Genomic DNA, 22,256 nt, shown 5'->3' on the forward strand with positions numbered 1-22,256 from the left:
CCCTTGCGCCAGGTCTGGGCCGAGGCCGAGGTCTCAGTGCTCGCAGAGGGAGAATTCTCGCTCGTAGAGCTGTTCGTTGTGTTCGTCGACGAAGAACTTGCGTTCCTGCATGAGCTGTTCGCGGTATTCCTTCGCCTGCTCGAGCGTCATGGTCGAGGTGTCGGACCACGGCTGCTGCGGTGGCACATCGGAGGTCGAGACGATCCGTTCCGACGGGTCGACCAGGAAGAACGCGAGAATTTTGCGATGTCCCGGGCGGGTGGTGTCCGCGAGGCGGAACGAGTCGACGCGGTGTTGCAGGATGTTCGGAAACGCCAGGCAGCGGCCCGCCGGGGTCGATGCCGACCCCAGCATCTGGTTCAGAGCGTCCTCGTCCTCCAGGCCGTAGACCTCGCGCACGCCGTTGTTGTCGTTCTGTTCGTAGTCCGGGTCGTCGAGTGCCGCCCGGAAACCCAGCCGGCTTTCGGTGATGTTCTCGCTGTCCCAGTAGTACAGGCCGGTCGAGACGATCCGCTCGTTCATCATCCCCTCGACGTGCCAGGAACCGCCGGGGTACTCGGGCTTGTCCGGGGTGAGGTGAATGCCGGCGAGCTTGACGATGACCTGGAGACGACGCCCGCGCAGGTCGACCCGGGCGGATGCATCGGGCATCTCGGGCGGGGTGAACGCCGGGGCGTCGGGGACGACCGGGCGACGGTTCTCCCACCAGTCGTCCTGGGCCTGTTCCCACACACGAAGGGCCTCTGCATAGGCCTCGGCATCAGCGTACGAGGACTCGTCCGGATACTCTGGCTCCGAGTCGTACCACCCGTAGGGATCCGCCTCGATGCGCAGCGGCCGCGGATGACGCAGATCGGTGAGCACGTTCTCCAGTAGCGGGCGCATCCGCGCGAACAGATCCGGCAGTACGGCCGCGAGTTCGCGGTGCGTGTCGGGGTGGACGTTGTTGACGTACGAGCGGAAGGCGACATCGCCGTCGTCACTGACGTCGACGTCCGTGGGCAGCCACTGGAACTTCTCCGAGAACTCGTACTTCGAATAGCGGTCCGTCGGATTCTGCCAGGCCCGCTCGGACGCGCCGCTCACCCCTCTCACCAGGCAGAACAGTGAGGGATGAACCAGATCCAGTACCTGGCCGTCGGAACCGGGGTGCCAGTCACGTTCTGCTTCGGGGACCTGCTCCAGAACCTGGACCGCCTTGCGCAGCCGGGAGCTGAGCTCGTCGTCGACCAGTGTGTCCGACTGCCACACCCCGTCGACGGCGGACACCTCGACGCCGGTTCGTTCGTCCCGCAGCGCGGCGTAATGAGCGAGTTCGGCGAGCACGTAACGAACCTGCGCCTCGGTGAGGCCCTGGGCGACCGCTTCCCGCGTCCACCTGGCGACGACGTCGGCATCGTTCATCTTGTCGAACCACCCGGGCTTCGCCCGAATGTGCGCGCTGCACTGCATCATCTGAAGTTCCCGCAGCGTCCGGGGTGTCGCGAACGCTATGGAACGGGATGCGTGAAAGGGCAGCGGGAAAGCAGACAGGCCAGACAACTCTGTTGGTCCTCCGAGTCGGTGTGCGGTGGCGGGAAGGATACTTCAGCGGACTGACACCGCAGCCGTGTCCCCGGCAACCACTCCTTGGCGGCGATGGCCCTGGGCAGGCGGGGACTGAGACCGGATCATGACCGTTTCGTGGCGGCGGCCCGGGCGTACGCCGCGGTACGGCAGCCGGGCGGTTTGCGGCCGACCCGCGCGTGCGGTGGGGCGGACAAGGATCGGAAGCTGATATCCCGTCATGTGCTGCCCCCTGCTGCCCCCTGCTGCCCCTGCCGCCCCTCACCGAGAGGCCTCCGGTCCATGCCGTCATCGCCGCTGATCCGACGACGCCTGCGCGGGTTCCTCACCGCGTCCCTCGGCGCGCTGCTCGCCGTCGCCGCCACCACCGCCCCGGCCCGGGCCGACGTGGGAAGCGTGACGGAGTATCCGATCACGACCCCCGACAGCTACCCCGCCGGCATCACCGCGGGCCCGGACCGGGCCCTGTGGTTCGCCGAGTCCGGAGCCAACCGGATCGGGCGCATCACGACCGGCGGCACGGTCACCGAATACCCGCTGCCGACCGCCGACAGCCTCCCCCAGGGCATCACTCAGGGCCCCGACCGTGCCCTGTGGTTCACGGAGGGGGCCGCCGACAAGATCGGCCGGATCACGACGAGCGGCCGGGTCACCGAGTTCCCGCTGCCCGGCACGGGCCGCTTCCCCACGGGTATCGCGGTCGGTGCCGACCGCGCCCTGTGGTTCACCGAGCCGGGAACGAACACGATCGGACGGATGACGGTCGACGGCCGGGTCGCCGAGTACCCACTCCCCACGCCGGACAGCATCCCGTACTACATCGCCCCCGCGGCGGACGGTTCCCTGTGGTTCACCGAGTTGTACGCCGGCAAGATCGGCCGGATCACCCGGTCCGGCCAGGTGACCGAGTTCCCGCTGTCCAGCGACTCCGCGTTCCCGTCCGGCATCGCGGCCGGACCCGGCGGGATGTGGTTCACGGCGAGCGGGCTGAACGCCATCGGGCGGATCACCTCACGGGGCGAGATCAAGCTCTTCCCGGTACCCGTCGCCGACAACCAGGTCTACGACATCACCCGCGGTCCGGACGGACACATGTGGTACGCCGTGCAGTCCGGCCGCATCGGCCGGATCAGCGGGAGCGGTGCCATGACGGAGTACGAGGTCCCGGCAGGCGCGGACAAAGTGCCCTTCAACATCACGGCCGGCCCCGACCGGAACATCTGGTTCACCGAGCTGTTGGCCGGCGCCGTCGGCCGTGTCCAGGCCGTTCCGGGCCGATGGGTCCACCCGGCACCCGCAGGTCAGCCCCAGCGCCCCCTCCACACGGCCCCCACGCGCCACCGCCCCCTCCACCTCGCGCCCGGCCGGACGGGACGGCCGTCCCTACGGTGATCGGCAGGGGGCTGTCGTGTGAGTGGGCGAACGCGGAACGGGCGGCTCCTTTCAGGCGAAATGGGGATCTCCGGCTCATTCGTCCGAGGACGGACTCCGATGACTGAGAGTGAAGGCTCCGAACGACCCCGTCCTGCCCGAGAGGCACACTATGGCTCACCCCGCCGATCGCTCCACCCCGGACTTCGTCCCCCACGCCGCCGAACCCGTACGGGAGCACCTGACAGCGGCCACCGACCTGCCCGCCTTCCTCGAGGGCGCCGGCACGCTGACGCTCGCCGAGCGCCGCCTCATCGTCGACCAGGCCCTGCTCATGCTCGACCAGAACTACGTCCACCTGCCGCTCAAGTCCGCCATGTACGCCGTCAACCCGGTACAGCGCCTACGCGTGCTGCGGCGCCGGCTGGAGCGGCAGACCGAGGAGACCAAGCCCCGGGAATGGCTGTTCCACGCCGAGCTGTCGGAGATCTTCCACTCCGTGCGGGACCTCCATACCAACTATCTGCTCCCCGCCCCCTACGCGGGCAAGATCGCCTTCCTGCCGTTCCTCGTCGAGCGGTACGAGGACGCGCAGGGGGAGCACTTCACGGTCACCCACGTGGCCCAGGGATTCTCCGCCCCGGGCTTCGCGCCCGGCGTCGAGATCACCCACTGGAGCGGGGTCCCCATCTCCAAGGCCGTCGACCTCAACGCCGCCCGTTTCGCCGGCAGCAACGCGGCAGCCCGCCGCAGCCGCGGCATCCAGTCACTGACCCTGCGGCCGCTCGTCATGCACCTTCCCCCCTTCGAGGAGTGGGTGACCGTCAGTTACATCGACGCCGACGGCACCGCGCACGAGCTGCGTGAGAGCTGGCGGATCGTGGACAACAACATCCTCCCGACGTTCGTCCACGCAGCGCCGCCGACGGGATCCGCGTTGGCCGTGGGCCTGGACCTCGACATGGACGAGGCCAACCGTGCCAAGGTGATGCTGTTCGCGCCCAGGGTCGTGGCCCGGCAGAAGGCCCTCGAAGCGGGTGAGGCCGCCCCCGCGGTGCGGGCCGGCGAGATCTCCTCGTCGATGCCCAAGGTGTTCCGGGCGCAGGAGGTGCAGACGGCCGCCGGCACCTTCGGCTACATCCGGATCTTCACCTTCAACGAACCCGACGTGGAAGGCTTCATCAACGAGTTCGTGGCACTGCTCCGCCAGATGCCGGACCGTGGTCTGATCCTGGACGTCCGGGACAACGGCGGCGGTGTCATCTGGAACTCCGAACTCGCGCTGCAGACCCTCACCCCCCGCACCATCACCCCCGAGCCGACGCAGTTCATCAACACGCCGATGAACCTGCGGATCTGCCAGCGGAACCAGGAGGAACTGGGCGCCTGGCTTCCCTCCATGGAGCAGGCCCTGGAGATCGGGGCCACCTACTCCAGCGCCGTGGCCCTCACACCCGAGGACAGCGCCAACGCGATCGGCCAGCAGTACGACGGCCCGGTCGTCCTCATCACCAGCGCACGCTGCTACTCCGCCACCGACATCTTCGCCGCCGGCTTCCAGGACCACCGGATCGGCCCCGTGCTCGGCACCGATGAGAACACCGGTGCCGGCGGCGCCAACGTCTGGGAGCACAGACACCTCGTCGACCTCCTCACGGGCGACCCCGAGACGCCGTACCGGCCCCTGCCGAAGGGCGCCGGAATGCGGGTGGCGATCCGCCGCAGCCTGCGGGTCGGCGCGAACTCCGGCACGCCGGTGGAGGACCTCGGCATCACCCCGGACATCCCCTACCGGATGACCCGCCGGGACCTGATGGAAGGCAACGCCGATCTGTTCGAGCGCGCGGGGGAGATCCTCAAGGGCCTCACGCCGCACGCCGTGAGCATCACGGACGCCACCGCCGCCGACGGCGGTGCGCTGCGACTCAAGGTCAAGGCCACCAACATCGACCGGCTGGACGTATACGTCGACCAGCGCCCGCGCGCCTCCGTCGACCTGTCCGACGGCCAGGCCGACGTCACGGTCCCCGATGCGGCCGCCGCCCACTCGGCGCGCGTGGAGGGTTTCGCCGGCGGACAACTCGTCGCCAGCAACACCGCACATCTCAACTGACGGTCCGGACCGGCCCGCGGCGGCGCAGCCCGCGCCGCCGCCGGTGGCCGTGTCCTCCCCAGGAGCCGCGGCACATCGAACCGGTCCCGCTCCGGACTCCCGGAGGCCGCCGGTAGGTACGGTCGTCCGCCCGTTGGCCGGCCCGGGCACCGCGACCTCGCCCGCCGTGCTCCCCGGCCGGCCGGGGCCCACACTGCTGCGGGACAGGGCGGCGGAACCAGGATGTCCGGTTTCAAGTGCCATGCTGGCCGATAGGTGTCTCGTACAAGCATATCCCGTGTGCAAATGTTCATGATCCGTGCGGACGTGCTGCCGCCAGCCGTCCGCTTCGATCCCCCCGCACAAGGTGATGGAATGACGCTGAAGCTACTGCTCGCGAACGCCCCCAACCCGACCGACAACAGGAACGCGTCGAACTACGCTTGTTACCCGCACATAGGGATCGTCCAGCTCGCCACGGCGACGCAAGAAGCGCTGGGCGACCGCGTCGATATCCGGGTCGTCGACGGCGGCATCAGCAACACCGAGACCGTCCAGCAGGCCGTGCGGGATTTCGCGCCCGATGTCGTCGGAATCAGCGCGCTCACGCCCACCTACTCGGAAGCTCTGAAGATCGCCGAAACGGCCAAGGCGTCCGGAGCCGAGGTGGTTCTCGGCGACGACCACGCGATCTTCTTTCCCGACATGATTCTTCGCAACCGACCGCAGATCGACTACGTCATAGCCAACGACGGCGGCGAAATTCCGTTCGTGGAGCTGATCCGTACGCTCCTCGACGGAAAGCGCTTATTATCCGAGGTCTCATCGCTCGCCTACCGGCACCACGGTGTGGTCCATGTCAACCCTGCGCCCAAGTATGCGCTCTCGCTGCGCAACACGATTCCTGATCTGACCTTCATAGACGACGTGCTCGACGTCTATGCCGACAACTACCGCAAGCAGTTCGGTCACCTCCACGGCCATGACGTGCGGCCGGTCACGGTGAACAACGCACGTGGCTGCGAGAACGGTCACAAGCGGTGCACCTACTGCTCCATCGCGGACCTGACCGTCAATACCGGTGATCCCCGAGGTTTCTGGAAGACGATCGACCAGTACAACCGCGAGCACGGCATCAACCTCTTCTTCGAGGTCTACGACAGCTTCACCGCCAGCCCCCGCTACGTGGACGCCCTCATCGACTCCACACCGCCGCACCTGAAGCGCCGCATCGACGACGGCGAGCTGCAGGTCATGGTCTACGCGCGCGCACTCGGGCTGACCAAGCGCAACAACGTGGACAAGCTCCGGCGACTGGGCGTCACACGTGCCAATATCGGGCTGGACGCCGCCGACCCCGAAATGCTCGAGGCGCAACGGAAGAACAAGACGACCGGCGAGACCAATCTCGAAGCCATCCGCATGCTGAACAGGGCGGGTATATCGGTCCACGCCTCATACATCGCCGGGGCGCCGGGCGAGCGGCCGGAGACGCTGGACCGCACCATCGCCGGGATCCGGCAGATGCTGGGGGAGGTGGAGCTCTCCTCGGTGGAGTTCTCGCGGTTTATTCCGTTGCCCAACAGTCCCGCATGGGATTTGCTGGTCGACTACGAGCGGCCGAACTTCTTCAAGAGCAGCGAAGAGATCGACAGCTACCTGGCCGCCCTGGGAATCACCGTGACGCGGCAGGACAGGGAGGAGATGTTCGCCAGGTTCGGCGATCAGGATTTGCTCGACATCGACGAACTGGGCGCTTTCTGGGCGGACAAGTTCACTCACATCACCGAGAGGTACGCCCTCGAACGCATCGGTGAGGTGGACGAGATGGTGAGCGCGCACAACGTGCGCACGGGAAACAATGTCGGATAGCCGCGCCGTTCGGAGCGCGGTCGCCAGCCGGACTCCGGCAGGCGAGGAGAAAGGGTGCGGGAATGCTGGGAGTGCAGAATCCGCTGACTTATGCCCTAGGGGCGCTGCTGATCATTCTGCTGCCCGGGCCGAGTTCCTTGTTCACGCTGTCGGTCGCCGCGCGGCTCGGGGTCAGGGCCGGCTATCGCTCCGCGGTGGGGGTGTTCCTGGGCGAGACCCTGCTGATGGTCGCGACGGCTGCCGGGCTCGCTTCGTTGCTGCAGGCCAACGAGCTGGTGTTCGCCGTCGTGAAGTATGCCGGAGCCGGCTACCTGACCTGGATCGCGGTGGGCATGATCCGGGCGGCGTGGGCGATGTGGCGACGCCGCAACGGGCAGACCGTGGAGGAGCCCGGACCGGCGCCCGATCCGTCGCCTGGCGACAAGCTCTTCCGGCGATCTCTGGTGATCACGCTCCTCAACCCGAAGGCGATCTTGTTCTTCATCTCGTTCTTCGTTCAGTTCGTTGATCCGCAGTACCCCTACCCGGGGCTGTCCTTCGCGCTGCTCGCCGTCGTCTACCAGGTCATCAGCATCGCGTACGTCAGCGTGTTGATCTTCAGCGGCACGTACCTCGCCTCGCAGTTCCGCCGCCGCCGGAAGCTGTCGGCGGGCCTCACGACGGCGGCAGGGGCGGTGTTCCTCGGCTTCGCCGCGAAGCTGGCCACGACGAGCAACTGAGCTGAGCGCGGCGGCAACAGCACACGCGTGCCCGACCTGTCCGCGGCGAGTCCGCGGATCCGCGGACAGGTCGGCTTTCCGGTGTCGACGTCGGCGGTCTTACGAACTTCTTAAGATCGCTTCCTACCCTCGCCACTCATGACGACCCGACGACTCTCCGCCGTGCTCGGCGTTCTCCTCGCCGCGACCCTCACGCACTCCGGCCTCGCGCCGACGGCCGCGGCGGCTCCCGCCGGCTCCGGGCACACGGCCCGGACCCCGACCCGGACCGCGGCCAGGCCTCCGGCCCAGTACCTCTACTCCTCGATCGGGGACTTCGACACCGAAGTCAAACCCTTGATCGACCGGCCCGACATCGCAGGTGTGCAGGTGGTCGTACCCTGGAAGGCCCTGGAACCGCAGAAGGACCAGTACGACTTCTCCGCGATCGAAGAGGCCCTCGCCTACCTACAGTGCCGCCACAAGAAGCTGTTCGTCCAGGTACAGGACCGCTTCTTCAGCGCTCCCACCCGGCTCCCGAACTACCTGCTCACGGACCCGGAGTACGCAGGCGGCGCCGCGCCGACCACGAACGAGAGCGGACTGGGGCCCGGCGAACCCGGAGCCGTTGCAGCCCAGTGGAACCCCGAGGTACGCCGGCGCTTCCAGAGCCTCCTCAAGGCACTCGCCGACCGCTTCGACGGGCGTCTGGCAGGAGTGAACCTTCCGGAGACGGCCACCCAGGTGGATCCGGCCAAGGACCGCAGCGGCTACACCGACGAGTCGTACTTCCAGGCCGAGCTCGACAACATGGCCTTCGGCGCCAAGGTCTTCAAGCGGACCAAGTTCATCCAGTACGTGAACTTCTGGCCCGGTGAATGGAACAACGACCACGGCTACATGGCGAGGACCTTCGAATTCGCCAAGGCCCACGGAGTGGGTCTGGGCGGACCGGACGTGCTGCCGAGCCGCCAGGCGCAGATGGAAAACTCCTACCCGTTCTTCGAACGGTACCGGGGGCTGCTGCCCATGGTGGCGATGGCGGTGCAGGAACCCGACTTCGAGTACACCAACCCCTCGACCGGCAAGCCGTACACCAAGGAGGAGTTCGTCGACTTCGGCGGCCGCCGTCTGGGCGCGGACGTGATGTTCTGGGCGACGAGCGCACCGTGGCTCCACCAGCCGGCATCCTGACGTCCGGGCCGCCGGCTGCGGCGAAGCGTGCCGGTCGCCGTGTCGGATGAAACGCCGGTGTTCCGAAAGGATCGGGTAGCTGTCATGCCCGCGCACAGCGGCGGCCCCGGCCGGGTGTTTCTCCATAGGATCTGCGGCATGGCAACACGACTTGTGCAGATCACCATGAAGGCCCACGACGACTCGGCGCTCGGCCGGTTCTGGGCGGACGCACTGGGCTGGGGTGTCGACAGCGAGGGGCCCGGCGTGACCAACCTCGAACCCGTGGGGTTCTCGTACCCCGACCCCGTGGCCGTCTGCATCGACGTCGTCGCCGGCCCGGAACCCAAAACGGTCAAGAACCGGGTGCACCTCGATCTGGCCACCACCTCGACCGCCCATCAGGCGGAGTTGACCGCCCGCCTTCAAGGTATCGGCGCGACGCTCGCCGACGTGGGTCAGGGCAACGTCCCCTGGACGGTCATGGCAGACCCCGAGGGCAACGAGTTCTGCGTCCTGGAGCCCCGCCCGGTCTACCGGGACACCGGGCCGGTCGCTGCGGTGGTCGTCGACTGCACCGACCCACGGGAGATGGCCCGGTTCTGGGGCGAGGCGATGGACTGGACCCTGCACCAGGTCACGGACGACCTGGCGACGATGCGTTCGGCTCAAGGCGTCGGTCCCTACCTGGAATTCATCCGCACCCCCGACACGAAGAGCGGGTGGAACCGCGTGCACCTCGACGTCCGCCCCTACCCGGGTGACGACCTGGCAGCAGAGGCGGCCCGACTGCGCGCCCTGGGAGCGACCGACCCCGGGATCGACCAGTCCGCCATCCCCTGGACGGTTCTGGTCGACCCGGAAGGCAACGAGTTCTGCCTCCTCACCCCTCGCTGAACCCTGCGGCCTTCCGGCGGGTCCGCCCGAACTTCGCGGCGAGCCTCTCCCACCCCTCCGGAGAGGCGATCCCGACCCGCGCCACGGTCCGTATCCCGGCCAGCTCCCGCCCTCCGGCCGCCAGCCGGAGACCAAGCCCGGCGGGCGCCGTCGTGAGCCCACAGTCGGCGGTCACGGGGTGCAGCGTCGTCAGCCGGTCACGGGCCGTGTGAACGATCTCCGGCCGCTCGTCCAGGCCCGGCCACACCCGCATGAGCCGGTCCGTGCCCGACGGTAAACCTGCGATCCACTGCTGTCCGCGCAGGTCGGCCACGTCGACGTAGTTCCCGCGGGCCAGTGCGTGGGCTGCGGGGACGGCCGGCCAGGAAGAGGGCGCACCACACCGGTGGGCGCGGCAGTGGCCGGGGTCGGCCAGCCTCGTCAAGACCGTCGAGCAGGGGCCGCCACCGGCCTGCCGTGGCCGGCAGGCCGGAACCGGCTGTGCCCGTTCCGGTGGCCGTGATGATCGCGTATCGTGCGCCCCGGCGTCCGGCGCTCGGCCACTCCAGGTGAGGGATGAACGCGGACCTCGTCGCTGCCCGGCTGCTTCGGCCGGTTCTGACGACTTCGGACATTGGGGTGGCCGATGGATGGGTTCACTGCGTGGCTGTTGCGCCACGTGACGGATGAAAACGCGCTCGGGGAGCTCGCCAGGTGGGCCTCCGCGGATCCGCACTGGCCCGAGGGCCCCGACCGGCTGGGGACCTTCACGGATCACCTGGAGGACGCCGATGCCACACGGGCCGTTCTGCAGGACCTGACGGACGCCTGGGTCCGCTACGCCTCCCGCTGAGTGACGGTGCTTCACGCAGCAGAGGTGACCGCGGCGGAACACCAGGAGCCGACGACCGGCGCGAATCCGTCGGCCGGCCGGGATCAGCTGCCCGCCTGCCCGCCTGCCCGCCTGCCCGCCTGCGTGCCCTCCCAGCCCCGCTCACCTGCGCGCCCCGCCCGCCTGCGCGGCGCACGGATCGTGACCGTACCGGCCGTGAGCGGTTCGGCGGGGACAGCGCGGAGTGCACGACGGAGGCGTACGCTGGGGCCATCTCCCGGTATCCGCGGTGATGCGGGGAGAGCGGTCAGGTCTGGACCACTGGTGCCCAGCCGTCCGGGCGGGCTCCCGGCCCGGTCCGGACGCGCACCGGGGCACCCGGCGTCGAAACCCCCGTGTTCTCCGGAGCAGGAGCCCGTCCAGGCCCGCTCCGCGCCGGGTACGTCTCCAGTCCCGGGCCGCAGCGGCAGGGAGGCCGTCATGGCGTTCGACACGACTGGTTTCGGGCAGGCGGAAGGCGGCCGTTACACCCCGATCTCCGAGCACGGCCTGATCGGTGATCTCCGCACGACCGCCCTGGTCGGCGCGAACGGCACCATCGACTGGTACTGCTGCCCGCGCTTCGATGCGCCCAGCGTCTTCGGGTCCATCCTCGACGCCGACCGCGGCGGGTCGTTCGAGTTGGCCGCCGAGGTCCCCACCCGCACCAGACAGTTCTACTTCCCCGACACGAACGTGCTGATCACGCGGTTCTTCGCCGCGGACGGGGTGGCGGAGATCCAGGACTTCATGCCCGTGGCCGACGAGTCCCGCGAGGTGGGCCGGCACCGGCTGATCCGGCGGGTGGTCTGCGTCCGCGGAACCCTTCCGTTCGGGGCGCGGATCGCCCCCCGCTTCGGCTACGGCGCCGAAGCGCACACCGCGCACCTCGAAGGCCACACGGCGGTGTTCCGCTCCCCGTCGCTGACGCTCGCGCTGACCGCCACCGCGCCCCTGGAGAGCGACGGCCTGGACGTGTGGTCGCGCTTCAAGCTGCACGAGGGAGAGACTCATGTGTTCGCCCTCGACCAGGTCGGCGACGACGTCCCGCCCCGGTCGTGCCCGCGCGAAGAGGCGCAGGAGCAGGCCGAGGCGACCGTCCGGTTCTGGCGCCACTGGCTGGCCGGCTCGCGCTACCACGGGCGCTGGCGGGAGATGGTCAACCGCTCCGCGCTGCTGCTGAAGCTGCTCACCTACGCACCGACCGGTGCGATCGTCGCCGCTCCGACCACCAGCCTGCCCGAGCAGATCGGAGGCGGGCGCAACTGGGACTACCGCTACGTGTGGGTCCGCGACGCCGCCTTCTGCGTCTACGCGATGCTGCGCCTGGGGTTCACCTCGGAGGCCGAGGCGTTCATGGGGTTCATCTCCGAGCGGGGCATCCTGCGGGGGACGGGCGAGACCGGCCCGTTGCAGATCATGTACGGGATCGACGGACGCACCGACCTGCCCGAATACGAGCTTCCGCATCTGGAGGGATACCTCGGCTCCGCGCCGGTCCGGGTGGGAAACGCCGCCACCGGCCAGCTCCAGCTGGACATCTACGGTGCGCTGATCGACTCGATCTACCTCTACGACAAGTGGGGGCAGCCGATCAGCAGTGACCGCTGGGACGAGGTCGGTGCCGTGGTGGACTGGCTGTGCGAGCACTGGGACCAGCCCGACGAGGGCGTGTGGGAGACCAGGGCGGGCCGGCGGAACTTCGTGTACTCGCGGCTGATGTGCTGGGTGGCGCTGGAGCGCGCGATGCGCATGGCGAACCGCCGCGGTCTGCCGGCGGACCTGACCCGCTGGCGGGAGTCCCGGGACGCGATCTACCGGCAGATCATGCAGCGCGGCTGGTCGGCCGAGCGAGGAGCGTTCGTCCAAGGGCTCGACGGCCACGTGCTGGACGCCTCGCTGCTGATGATGCCGATGGGCAAGTTCGTCTCGCCCACCGACCCCAAGTGGCTCTCCACCCTGGACGCGCTCACCGCGGACCTGGTCTCCGACTCGCTGGTGTACCGCTACGATCCGACCGTCAGCCCGGACGGTCTGCACGGCCCCGAGGGCACCTTCTCCATCTGCTCCTTCTGGTACGTGGAAGCGCTGGCCCGGGCCGGCCGGCTGGAGGACGCCAGGCTCGCCTTCGAGAAGATGCTCACCTACGCCAACCACCTCGGGCTGTTCGCGGAGGAGATCGGCCCGACCGGAGAACAACTGGGCAACTTCCCCCAGGCCTTCACCCACCTCTCACTGATCAGCGCCGCCTTCAACCTCGACCGCGCGCTGGGCTGACCCAGCACCACCACCGGCCCGCAGGTGCCCGAGGTGTCGTACCGGCCTTCCTCCAGTCGAGGGCTGTCAGCTCTGCTGCCCGTGGGCGGGAGCCGGCACGCCGTCGTCCTGCGCTGTCCGTGGGGCGGGCAGCGGGGCGAGTGCGGGCTGCCAGACGTAGGCGGCCGGATCGAAGCGGTTGAGGCGGCGTGTGAGGCGAGGTGTGGACCAGGGCCAGGCGAAGGTGTTGCGGCCACTGGAGGTGAGGTAGTAGCTGGTGCAGCCGCCGGTGTTGTAGACCGTGGTCGCCAGTGCCGTCTGTACGGAGCTGTTGTGGGCGTCCTGGACCCCGGGCCGGACCTCCAGGGCCCGGCTGCCGCTGTGGTCGAGATGGGTCAGGGCGGCGGTGAGGTAGGAGAGCTGGGCTTCCAGCACGGTGATGGCGGAGGTGGATCCGCCGAGCAGGTTGGGCCCCAGCAGCAGGAACAGGTTGGGGAACCCGCTGACCGTCGTGCCGAGGTAGGCCTGCGGCTCGCCGCCCCAGGCATCGTGCAGACTCCGGCCGCCCGAGCCGTACAGCGTCCTGGCCAGGGGGAGTTCACCGACACGGAAACCGGTGGCGGTGATGAGGACGTCGGTCTCGGTGACCGTGCCGTCGGCGCCGACGATCTCGTTGCCCCGCACGGCGCTCACCGCGGTGGGGTGCAGTCGCACGTGCGGCTGGCTCAGGGCGGGGTAGTAGGTGCTGGAGGTGAGCAGACGCTTGCACCCCAGCCGGTAGTCGGGCGTCAGGGCTTGGCGCAGCTGCGGATCCGGAACGGAGAGCCGGAGGTGCGCCCGGGCACCCGCTTCGAGGAGGCGGGCGATCCTGGGGTGGCGGAAGGCATAGCCGAAGCTTTCCTGCAGGGCGTACTGGGCCGCGCGCAGGCCGCGGCGGGCGCCGGGCAGCCGGCCCACCACCTGGTGGAACGCGGGGGACAGGGCCAGGTCGGGTTTCGGCAGCACCCACTGGGGCGTGCGCTGGAAGAGGTTCACTGCCGCCGCCCGTTCGGTGACGGCGGGGACGACCTGCACGGCCGAGGCGCCGCTGCCGACCACGCTCACCCGCTTCCCGGTCAGATCGACGCTGTCGTCCCAGCGGCCGGTGTGGAGTACGGGGCCGGTGAATCCGTCGAGCCCCGGCACGTCCAACGGACGCGGGACGTGCCACGGGCCGGTGGCCATGACCAGGACCGCCGCGCTGTAGGAACCGTCGCTGGTGGCCAGCCGCCAGCGCCCGGCCATCGGATCCCACCGGGCTCCGTGCACGACCACGCCGCAGCGCAGCACCTCTGCGAGGCCGTACCGCTCGGCCGTGGTGGCGAGATAGGCGCGGATCTCCTCCTGCCCGGCGAACACGCGGCTCCAGGCCGCATCCGGCGTGAAGGAATAGCTGTAGAGCGTGGAGGGCACGTCGCACGCACAGCCCGGATAGGTGTTCTCCCGCCACGTACCGCCCAACTGCTGCGCCTTTTCCAGCACCAGCACATCGCGAAATCCGGCTTCACGCAGCCGGATGGCTGCGCCGAGCCCCGAGAACCCCGCCCCGATCACCGCCACGCGCACGTCCCGGCCGCCCCGTACGGGAATCACCGCACCCCTCCGGCCACGGCCACCCCACCCTGCCACGGGGCATCGCGCATGCTCGTCGACTGTGGCCACCCGAAACTCTTCAGCAACGCCATGCGACGCATGATCCCCCCGCCTCCTCGCCGCTGTTGCTCCGCAGCCGACCGCCGCAAGCGGTGAAGAAACGTCCCACTCTGGGTATCTCCGGGTGTCTGGCATCGTGGTGATGGAACGCCCAGGTCCCTCGAACGGGGCAATGACCCCGCCCCGGTCACGGCGAGGCAAGCACCCTGGTCCTCACTCCTGACGGGCGTCCGCGTCGGTCGCCCCGGCGGCTACGGCGGGCCGTGTGTCAGTGCGCCGGCGGTGGGCGGCGACGAGCGTGATCCGGCCTTGCCCCGACGCCTCATCCCTGGAGAAGGAAGGCCATGCCCGGCGCTGCCCGTACTCACCCGCACCAACGTTCTCACCGACGACGTCAACGGCAACTGCCACCCCGTTGAAACGGCTTCCGCCCGGGGTCACCTTCTGCGCCCACGTCCGGAGGTGCCGGGTCCTCTCTGCAGGTCGCGACCGTCGCCGACCCACGGGGCGGAGCGTACGTCATGTCCGGCCGACCGGCCGCAGCCAGGCGCCGATCAGCTCCTTCCCAACCGCGAGCACCCCATCCAGGACACCGCAGCCGGCCGCCGGTCGTGCAAGCTGTTCGAGGACCTCACCCCAAGAGGCCTGCCAGTCAGTCCAGTTCAACGAGGAAGAGACCGGTGTCAGTAGCGACCCTCAGGGGCCGGACACGTCCGCCCCTCGCACGATCTCTGGGTTCCACAGAACCGCTCATGCGTGCCGTTCCGGCTCCTCGGCACGGCCGGTCCGCACGGCCGGTCGCCTCCCGGCTCGCACCCGTGAGCAGCGTCCCGAACCCGGACAGGAGCCCCGCCCCGTGACCCGTACACCCGACGTCATCACCCTTGCGTCCCTCGAAACGCACCGCCTGATCGTGACGCTGCCCAACCACGGCCCCGTCGACGTACGCTCGAACCTCCCGCGCGCCACCGCCGCCGCCATCCTGCGCCGCCTCGCAGACGAGCTCGACGCCGGGCGACCGCTCACCGCCCTCCCCGGAGAAGCGTTGGCCACTCTCACCCAGCAGCTCGCTCGCCGCCACCGCCCCGCTGAAGCCGTGCGGCTCGCAGCCGCTGCCCTCGCCCACCACACCCGCGAGCTCGCCGGCATGCTCGACGCCGCCCTCGACCGCGGCATCCCCGCCGAAGCCCCGTCAGTCGGCCGGCACCTGGTCGCGATGCTGCAGAAACACGCCGATGACCTCGACAGCCCGCCTGCGCCCCCGGCCCGCAGGTGAGCTGCTCCCGCTGTTCGAGCACCTGACCGACCCTGCCTCCCGGCCCGCCGTACCCCTGCACGCACATTCCCGGCATGACGATGCTCCTCCTCGATGGCGGGCCGGTCGCTCCGGACGCCCCGGTCACCCGCACCGGCGGTGCACCCCTGGCCCCCGTCGGCACCACATGGCCGGCCTGCGCAGTACGCGCCGCGCCCCTGCAGTTCCTCGCCCCAGATCCGCCTCGGCGACCTCCCCGGCCGCGCAGCCGGGGTTGCTTTCTCGTCGGCCGGTTGGCCGGTTGGCCGGGTGATCGGATGCGTCCGTCCGACGGGCCGCGTTCGCCTGGGGCCACCACACGGTCATCGTCCTCGCCGAGCGGCCGTCTGCGCACGGCACGGGCCGGGCGTGCGGCCGCATCCTGGCCGCACGCCGCCGTGGTCGGGGGCGCCCGCGGGCCGAACCGGATCCCGCGGGCCGGGCACCGGCTGAAAAACGCACCAGGGCCTACGACCCGGCCAGCCAGGCGGCTGCCTCCCGCAGCTCCTCCGGCGTGCCGGGCGCCAGAGCCGCCAGACGCTCCGGGCGGCCCAGCAGCCGTCGGTGGGCCGGGGTGAGCGCGGCCTCGGCCAGCAGCCAGCCGCTGAGGGCGTGCGGGTCGGTGGGGGACCGGCGCAGGGTCTCGGCGTACAGGGTCTGGGCCGTGCGCGGGAGCCCGGCGACGAGCTGGGCGTCGGCTCCGGCCGGTGCGAGCGGCGGATCGCGGTAGAGCCGGGTGCGCGGGTCATGCCACGGCCCCGGCGCGCCGGCCGGCACCGGCTGGTGCGCACCGGTCGGCGGGGGAGCGCCACCCGCGGCGAACGCCGCGGCCAGCGCGGTCCGTTCGGGTTCGTCGCAGCGCAGGTTCCGCAGCCGCCACTCGACGAGGTGGCTCAGCGCGGCGGCCCGCGCCCGCTCCGCCGTCCGTGGTGCCACGGGCTCGCGCAACCAGCCGTCGAGGGTGGCCGCCAGCCCGTGCAGCAGCCGGGTGCCGGTTGCGGTGAGCCGCGCCCGGGTCAGCAGCGTACGCACGATCAGCCTGGTCTGCAGGCGCCGCAGCGCGAACTGGAACCCCGCGATCGCGGGGTCCACGCCCGGGTCCGTCATGCGGTCCCGCCAGAAACCGGTGACCCCCGTGAAGGCGTACGCGCCGTGCAGCAGCCCGGTGGTGTGGCGCGGATCGGGCCGCCACGGGGCGTAGTGGATCTCGGCGCCGTCGTCGTGGAGCAGGGGGAAGAGATGGAGCAGTGCACCGAGTTTGCTGTGCTGGAACTCGTGCACCATCGCCTCGGCCAGCGCCAGCGCGTCGGGCGGACGGGAGACGACCATGGAACCGAAGGCGTCCGACGTGGTCGCGCTGACCAGTATGTCGGTGGGGGCGGGACCCGGTGCCGTCGATGCCGTACGGGTCGGCCCGCCCGGCTCCGCGAGGTCCGCCGGCACGATGCGCCGGACCTCGGCCACCCGCAGGCCGCCGGGCCCGTCCGGCCCGCCGGGCCCGCCCGCCCCGTCCGGAGGGGTCCCCTCCAGGATGGCCGAGGCCTCGGTGTACAGCCGTTGCCAGCGCTCCGCCTCCGCACCGGACAGCGGCTGCGGGGGGACCGGTTCGTCCAGGTCGCGGTAGGGGTCCAGGTCGTCCAGCCAGGTCGACGTGCCGGCGAAGGTGCGCGCCGGGGTCCAGTGGCTGCGCCAGGCCCCGTCCAGCGGGCGGACCAGGATCGTGCGGCCGCCGGAGGCCAGGTGCAGATCGCCGCCCCGCAGCCGGGCCCGGGCCGTGCCGTAGCCCTGAAGACCGCCGATCCTGGCCAGGCCCAGGGTGGGCAGGGACAGGCCTCCGTCCAGCAGGGGCACGTCCAGTTCGACATCGAGCCCGGCGAGGATCCGTGCGGTCAGCGAGATGGCGCACAGGTGCCCGGCATCCGCCCACATCGGTGGGCCACCCGTCGTGCCGTGGAGGCGGCGCACCATGTGTGCCGTCCAGCAGCCCATGTGCGGGCTCATCAACAACGCCTCGCACGCGTCCGGTTCCGCCTCGGCCGCCTCGGCGAACAACTCCCAGACCGCAGCGACCTGACCCAGTTCGCCCAGTGCACCCGGCAGTTCGTTCAGCCGGTCGAGCAGTTCACCCAGGAGCATCAGACGCCGGGTGCGTTCGACGCGGACCAGGAACGCGACCGCTTCGGCGGAACCGCCGCCCGAGGCGAGTTCGTCGAAATGGGCGGCGGGCATCCGTAACCGCGCTCCGTGCTCCTGCGACGCCATCTACTCAGCCCTGGCCCCGCCGGTCGGATTGCTGTGCCCCATGGTGTTGCTCCGGGCACGGCGGGCCTGGGCGAGCAGCCGTCGGCTGCGCAACCGTGCGGGAACGCCGCGCATCGCGGCGAGGCTCACCCCGGTCAGATCCGCGAGATCGGATTCGACGTGCTCCCCGCGGTCCGCACCGGGACGGTGGTCCGCACCGGGACGGTCCGCGTTGGCCGGCTCATGCAACGTGCTTCCCCCTTCAAGTGCCCCACTCCCACCGATCGGGCGGGGCGTGTCGCCGGCGCTGCCGGAGTCACCTCCATGATGACGAACGGGGGCGGCAACGAAAAGCCCATGTGATCAAGCCATTTGACGTTGGCTCGGCCCCTCACCCGGCGGGTCGCGGTCCGGCACACGCGTGGACGGCCGCCTCCAGGGCCACGGCCCGCTGGTCGTCGTCGTCCAGCAGGGTGACCGCGGCGTGGAGCAGCCACAGCTCCCCGGGGACCTCGCTCAGGGCCCGGACGATCCCGATGAGGTCGGTGCGCGGCTTGGCGTGTCTGCGCATCCTTTCCACCGTGCGGGTGGCCTCGCCCAACTCCGTGACGATCGCCTGTCGTTCCTCGGGATCGGTCATCATCGGGTAGGCGAGCAGGGCGCCGATCAGGCGTTCCATCGGCCGGCCGGGCGTGTTAGCCGCCTCTGCGGCGGGCCGCGCTGCCGGCGGCGCAGGGGCCGGCGGCGCCGGGTGCTCGGACCGCTGGGGGCCGTAGAACCAGATCATGGGCAACTGGTCGGTGCGCCGTTCGGCCCGCAGGCGCTCCACCCGCTCCTGGACGTCCTCGAACAGTGCCTCCGGATCCGGCCACTGCGGCGCACCCGAGCCGATCGCGCCGCGCCTGCTGTCAAGGGCGTCCAGGACACTGGCCGAGAACAGACCCGTGCCGCGCGTGGGATCGTTCGTCGCCCGCTGCCCCCGGGTCGCCGCCAGCAGCAGCGTCTGCTGGTGGGACTGCACCCGCCGCCCCACGGGCAGCGTCTCGGCGGGCAGGGTGTGCTGGAAGCCGTACTCCTCCTCGAACGTCTGGCAGGCGTCCACGATCCAGATCTGCCGGCCGAAGCCGGGCAAGGCGTCGCTCGCCAGGGTCCGGCGCATCGAGTCCAGGTCGAGGTTGCGTTTGTCGGCGGTGGTGGCGTCCGCGCAGAACAGCCGCAACTGCTCCGCCCGGTCCAGCACCCCGTGCCCGCCCCACCACACCCACAGCGCCTCGCCCCGCAGGCCATGCAGCTCCGACACCACCAGCTGCCGCAGCGTCGCGTGGTCGGCCGGCCGGTACGGAACGTCCGGGTCGGTCAGCGGATCCAGGTGGAGCAGGATGTTCCGATCCGGTACGCCGGTACGCAGCAGCCAGGACCTGAAGCGCAGGGCGTCCCCGGCGGGCCCGGGCAGGTCCCAGCCGGTCCCGGCGGCGTACCGCTCGATGCCCACGACCACTGCGAAGGTGCGCTCCGGCGCAGGCGCCGCGGTCCCCGTCACGCGAGCCGGGCCGCGATCTCGCGGTAGACGGCCGGATTGGTCCAGTAGGCGCTGTGGGCGGCCGGGAACGGCTGCCGGTTGTCGACCTCGACGTCGGTGACCCGGTCGGGGAACAGCCCGGCCCCGAGGTAGCCGAGCAGGTCCCGCCGGTCGTAGACGTTCAGCCAGTCGGGCACGTGGGGCGGCAGCGGCTCCGGGTGGGTGAGCCCGGGCAGGGCTCCGCTCTCGTAGAGGAACGGCCCTTGGGACCCCACCGTCACCAGCAGTTCCACTTGCGGGAGCGGCGCGGTGACCAGGGTGTCCAGGGCGATGATGCCGCCGAGGCTGTGCCCGACCACGACCACCGGGTCCGGCAGCTCCTCGATCAGTTCGCGCAGCCTCTGCCGCACAGCCGCGCCCCGGGCCAGGTAGCGCATGATGTCGGCGGCGGCCGGATGGGCGGCCTCGGTCAGCGCGCGGCGGCGCCGGACCGCGGCATGGGAGGCGAGCCGGAGCGCCGGCCGGGCGAGCAGGGCTCCGAGGCCACGCTCGGAGCCGATCGGACGGGCCCCCATGAGTTCGGCCAGGGAGGCCACGGCCGCGTCCCGGGCCCCGCCGTCGGGGACGACGGGCGCGTCCTCGGCGAGTACGGCGGCCAGCGCCGCCGCGACCACCGCCCGGGCCAGCAGCCGGGCGAGGTCCTCGTCGTCGGGCAGGCCGCTCGCGGCCCGGCCCGGCAGCGGGCTGCGGGTGAGGGCCAGAGCGGCCTCGGTCAGGTGCCGTTCCGGTACGCCGGTGCGTTCGGCGACATCGGCCGTCTTCCCGTCGAGGGCGGCCAGCAGCGCCCGGGGCCGCTCCCCGGGAACCGCGGCGCCGAGGGGCAGTTCGCCGGGGGCGGCCGGGCCGTCGGCGGCGGCCAGTGTCAGTTCGACGAGCGGATCGCGGTACAGGTCGGCCCAGCGCTCGCTGTCGGAGTCCTCGGCCGGGGCCGCGTCGGGCGACTCTCCGAGGCCGCCGCGGCTGCGTCCGCCCGGCTGCGGCAGGGACAGGCCACCGGCCGCCAGCGTCGCGCCGAACTCCCCTCCCCAGTAGAACGGGACCGGGCGGACTGCCGGGGCCACGGCGCGCAGCCCGGCCGAGAAGCGCCCGAACAGCTCGGAGAACCCCGGCTCCCGGACCCCCGTGCCGTGGATGAACAATGCCGTCGTCATAAGCCCCCACCTCTGACGTCAACCAGTCGCCCTGAACGCGATCGTGGCACATAACGAGCCGTCAACTTGGCAGTATGCTGAAATCGTGCCCCTCGACCCCGGGTGCGCGCTCTTTGGTCTGCCGTGCACCAGCCGTGGCCGTTCCGGCCCGGCGCCGGACTCCTCGAGGGGGACCGTATGGGTACTGATGCGATGATCACCCATCTCATCGGCGCCACCGCGCTCATCCTGATCGTCGCCCACACCGCGGGCTGGCTCTCCCGGCGGTGGCGACAGCCCACGATCATCGGCCAGTTGATCGCCGGCATCGCCCTCGGCCCGACCATGCTCGCGGGGCTCTTCCCGGGACTGGCGCGGATTCTGTTCCCCCCGGCGCTGAGCCCGGTGCTCACCGGGCTCTCCCAGATCGCCCTGGTCCTCTTCCTGTTCGCCGTCGGATACGAACTCGACCTCGGCGTGGTCAGGGGCCGGGCCCGTACCGTGGTGGCGGTCTCGCTCGCGGCGTTCGTGCTGCCGATGACGGCCGGGTGCGCGGCCGCGCTGCTCTTCCACCGCCGGCTGGCGGAACTGGGGGCGCCCCAGGAGATGTCCGCGGCCTCGGTGCTGTTCTTCGGCGTGGCGCTGTCCATCACGGCCGTGCCCGTCCTGACGGCCATAGTCCGGGAGAACGGCCTGGCCGGGACGGTGCCGGGGATCGTCGCCGTCGCCGCCGCCGGGGTGATCGACGTCATGGGCTGGACCGTCCTGGTGGGCACCCTGCTGGAGACCGAGGCGGAGGGCGGGCTCTCCAGGGCGGTGCGGCTGGTGCTGCTGCTCGGGTTCACGGCCGTGATGCTGCTCGCCGCCCGGCCGGTCCTGCGCCGCCTGTTGTGGCGCTCGGGGGTCGATCCGTCGGTGCGGCTCGCCGTCCTGGTGGGCTTCGCGTTCGCCTCGGCCTGGGTCACCCAGGCACTCGGGCTGCACGTCATCTTCGGCGCCCTGCTCGCCGGCGTGGTCACCCCGCGGGAGGAGGGGGGCACCTTGGACCCGGACCTGGTCCGGCCGCTGCACGACATCGGCATGCTGTTGCTGCCGTTCTTCTTCGTGGTCTCCGGCCGAAGCGTGGAGATCGGCGCGCTCGACTCCACAGGTGTGGTCGCGGTGGTCGCGGTGACCCTCCTCGCCGTGACGGTCAAGGTGGTGAGCGGGACCGTTGCGGCCCGGCTCGCGGGCCTGGACCGGCACGATGCCCGGACCGTGGGCGTCCTGCTCAACACCCGGGGTCTGACCGAGCTGATCGCGCTGAACGCGGGCTTGCAGGCGGGGCTGCTCAGCGGCCGGCTCTACACGGCGCTGGTGCTGATGGCCCTGGCGACCACGGTGGCCACCGAGCCCCTGCTGGCCGTCGTACGCCGCCTGCGGGCGCGTGCGGAGGCCCCGGGCGGGGACACTCCACCGCCATCACCCCGCACCCCGGTCGACGCATCGTCAGCCGAGGCCCTCTGACACCGCTCACGCGGCCTGGGTGGCGCCGCGTACGCGACC

Annotated in this window: 17 protein-coding genes; 10 read left to right on the plus strand and 7 right to left on the minus strand. The window is 70.8% G+C overall.

The features are described from left to right. Positions 1 to 33: 33 nt before the first annotated feature. The gene (locus tag ACIPK4_RS21050; protein WP_402314724.1) at positions 34 to 1,542 is read right to left on the minus strand and encodes a DUF4246 domain-containing protein; all 1,509 of its coding nucleotides are present in this window, start codon (positions 1,540 to 1,542) and stop codon (positions 34 to 36) included. A 306-nt stretch (positions 1,543 to 1,848) separates the two neighbouring features. On the opposite strand from ACIPK4_RS21050, the gene ACIPK4_RS21055 reads away from it, so the two are divergent. From ACIPK4_RS21055 to ACIPK4_RS21080, 6 genes are all read left to right on the plus strand, one after another. After that, positions 1,849 to 2,958: a hypothetical protein gene (locus tag ACIPK4_RS21055; RefSeq protein ID WP_402314726.1), complete on the plus strand. Its 1,110-nt coding sequence runs from the start codon at positions 1,849 to 1,851 to the stop codon at positions 2,956 to 2,958. Between the two features lie 151 nt (positions 2,959 to 3,109). After that, complete coding sequence (locus ACIPK4_RS21060; RefSeq protein ID WP_402314728.1) at positions 3,110 to 5,050, plus strand: S41 family peptidase; 1,941 nt, start codon at positions 3,110 to 3,112, stop codon at positions 5,048 to 5,050. A gap of 285 nt (positions 5,051 to 5,335) precedes the next feature. Further along, positions 5,336 to 6,901, plus strand: a complete 1,566-nt coding sequence (locus ACIPK4_RS21065) for a B12-binding domain-containing radical SAM protein (protein ID WP_402314730.1) — start codon at positions 5,336 to 5,338, stop codon at positions 6,899 to 6,901. A 62-nt stretch (positions 6,902 to 6,963) separates the two neighbouring features. Beyond that, positions 6,964 to 7,620: a leucine efflux protein LeuE gene (leuE, locus tag ACIPK4_RS21070; protein WP_402314732.1), complete on the plus strand. Its 657-nt coding sequence runs from the start codon at positions 6,964 to 6,966 to the stop codon at positions 7,618 to 7,620. Positions 7,621 to 7,758: 138 nt separating this feature from the next. Next, a complete protein-coding gene (locus ACIPK4_RS21075; RefSeq protein ID WP_402314734.1) occupies positions 7,759 to 8,793 on the plus strand; it encodes a hypothetical protein in 1,035 nt (344 codons plus the stop codon). A 138-nt stretch (positions 8,794 to 8,931) separates the two neighbouring features. Continuing rightward, positions 8,932 to 9,669 (plus strand): VOC family protein, encoded by a 738-nt coding sequence (locus tag ACIPK4_RS21080; RefSeq protein ID WP_402314736.1) that lies wholly within the window; start codon positions 8,932 to 8,934, stop codon positions 9,667 to 9,669. Here ACIPK4_RS21080 and ACIPK4_RS21085 read toward each other — a convergent pair. Then, the gene (locus ACIPK4_RS21085; RefSeq protein WP_402314737.1) at positions 9,656 to 10,093 is read right to left on the minus strand and encodes a hypothetical protein; all 438 of its coding nucleotides are present in this window, start codon (positions 10,091 to 10,093) and stop codon (positions 9,656 to 9,658) included. The two genes, ACIPK4_RS21080 and ACIPK4_RS21085, sit on opposite strands and share 14 nt — an antisense overlap. A gap of 201 nt (positions 10,094 to 10,294) precedes the next feature. Between ACIPK4_RS21085 and ACIPK4_RS21090 the strand changes: the two genes are divergently transcribed. Then, positions 10,295 to 10,501: a YozE family protein gene (locus ACIPK4_RS21090; protein WP_402314739.1), complete on the plus strand. Its 207-nt coding sequence runs from the start codon at positions 10,295 to 10,297 to the stop codon at positions 10,499 to 10,501. Positions 10,502 to 10,960: 459 nt separating this feature from the next. Continuing rightward, complete coding sequence (locus ACIPK4_RS21095) at positions 10,961 to 12,796, plus strand: glycoside hydrolase family 15 protein (protein ID WP_402314741.1); 1,836 nt, start codon at positions 10,961 to 10,963, stop codon at positions 12,794 to 12,796. 66 nt (positions 12,797 to 12,862) lie between these two features. On the opposite strand, the gene ACIPK4_RS21100 is transcribed toward ACIPK4_RS21095, so the two are convergent. Then, complete coding sequence (locus ACIPK4_RS21100; protein ID WP_402314743.1) at positions 12,863 to 14,407, minus strand: flavin-containing monooxygenase; 1,545 nt, start codon at positions 14,405 to 14,407, stop codon at positions 12,863 to 12,865. Between the two features lie 916 nt (positions 14,408 to 15,323). On the opposite strand from ACIPK4_RS21100, the gene ACIPK4_RS21105 reads away from it, so the two are divergent. Continuing rightward, a complete protein-coding gene (locus ACIPK4_RS21105) occupies positions 15,324 to 15,743 on the plus strand; it encodes a hypothetical protein (protein WP_402314745.1) in 420 nt (139 codons plus the stop codon). 486 nt (positions 15,744 to 16,229) lie between these two features. Here ACIPK4_RS21105 and ACIPK4_RS21110 read toward each other — a convergent pair whose 3' ends face one another. From ACIPK4_RS21110 to ACIPK4_RS21125, 4 genes are all read right to left on the minus strand, one after another. Further along, a complete protein-coding gene (locus ACIPK4_RS21110) occupies positions 16,230 to 17,990 on the minus strand; it encodes an HEXXH motif domain-containing protein (protein WP_402314747.1) in 1,761 nt (586 codons plus the stop codon). 33 nt (positions 17,991 to 18,023) lie between these two features. Continuing rightward, complete coding sequence (locus tag ACIPK4_RS21115) at positions 18,024 to 18,251, minus strand: aldo/keto reductase (RefSeq protein WP_402314748.1); 228 nt, start codon at positions 18,249 to 18,251, stop codon at positions 18,024 to 18,026. Between the two features lie 142 nt (positions 18,252 to 18,393). After that, positions 18,394 to 19,542 (minus strand): caspase family protein, encoded by a 1,149-nt coding sequence (locus ACIPK4_RS21120; protein WP_402314750.1) that lies wholly within the window; start codon positions 19,540 to 19,542, stop codon positions 18,394 to 18,396. Further along, entirely contained in the window at positions 19,539 to 20,732 is a 1,194-nt protein-coding gene (locus ACIPK4_RS21125; RefSeq protein ID WP_402314752.1) for an alpha/beta fold hydrolase, read from the minus strand. Before ACIPK4_RS21125 ends, ACIPK4_RS21120 begins: the two co-directional genes overlap by 4 nt. 177 nt (positions 20,733 to 20,909) lie before the next feature. Between ACIPK4_RS21125 and ACIPK4_RS21130 the strand changes: the two genes are divergently transcribed. Next, the gene (locus ACIPK4_RS21130) at positions 20,910 to 22,217 is read left to right on the plus strand and encodes a cation:proton antiporter (protein WP_402314754.1); all 1,308 of its coding nucleotides are present in this window, start codon (positions 20,910 to 20,912) and stop codon (positions 22,215 to 22,217) included. Positions 22,218 to 22,256 lie beyond the last annotated feature (39 nt).

This window comes from Streptomyces sp. NPDC086989, assembly GCF_044745505.1.
Lineage (GTDB): Bacteria > Actinomycetota > Actinomycetes > Streptomycetales > Streptomycetaceae > Streptomyces.

Excerpts from the sequence above, each read along its gene's own strand:
- ACIPK4_RS21075 (WP_402314734.1), top strand. The coding sequence starts at position 7,759 with ATGACGACCCGACGACTCTCCGCCGTGCTCGGCGTTCTCCTCGCCGCG.
- ACIPK4_RS21095 (WP_402314741.1), top strand. The coding sequence starts at position 10,961 with ATGGCGTTCGACACGACTGGTTTCGGGCAGGCGGAAGGCGGCCGTTAC.
- ACIPK4_RS21060 (WP_402314728.1), top strand. The coding sequence starts at position 3,110 with ATGGCTCACCCCGCCGATCGCTCCACCCCGGACTTCGTCCCCCACGCC.
- leuE (WP_402314732.1), top strand. The coding sequence starts at position 6,964 with ATGCTGGGAGTGCAGAATCCGCTGACTTATGCCCTAGGGGCGCTGCTG.
- ACIPK4_RS21065 (WP_402314730.1), top strand. The coding sequence starts at position 5,336 with ATGTTCATGATCCGTGCGGACGTGCTGCCGCCAGCCGTCCGCTTCGAT.
- ACIPK4_RS21080 (WP_402314736.1), top strand. The coding sequence starts at position 8,932 with ATGGCAACACGACTTGTGCAGATCACCATGAAGGCCCACGACGACTCG.
- ACIPK4_RS21125 (WP_402314752.1), bottom strand. The coding sequence starts at position 20,732 with ATGACGACGGCATTGTTCATCCACGGCACGGGGGTCCGGGAGCCGGGG.
- ACIPK4_RS21130 (WP_402314754.1), top strand. The coding sequence starts at position 20,910 with ATGGGTACTGATGCGATGATCACCCATCTCATCGGCGCCACCGCGCTC.
- ACIPK4_RS21090 (WP_402314739.1), top strand. The coding sequence starts at position 10,295 with ATGGATGGGTTCACTGCGTGGCTGTTGCGCCACGTGACGGATGAAAAC.
- ACIPK4_RS21055 (WP_402314726.1), top strand. The coding sequence starts at position 1,849 with ATGCCGTCATCGCCGCTGATCCGACGACGCCTGCGCGGGTTCCTCACC.
- ACIPK4_RS21110 (WP_402314747.1), bottom strand. The coding sequence starts at position 17,990 with ATGCCCGCCGCCCATTTCGACGAACTCGCCTCGGGCGGCGGTTCCGCC.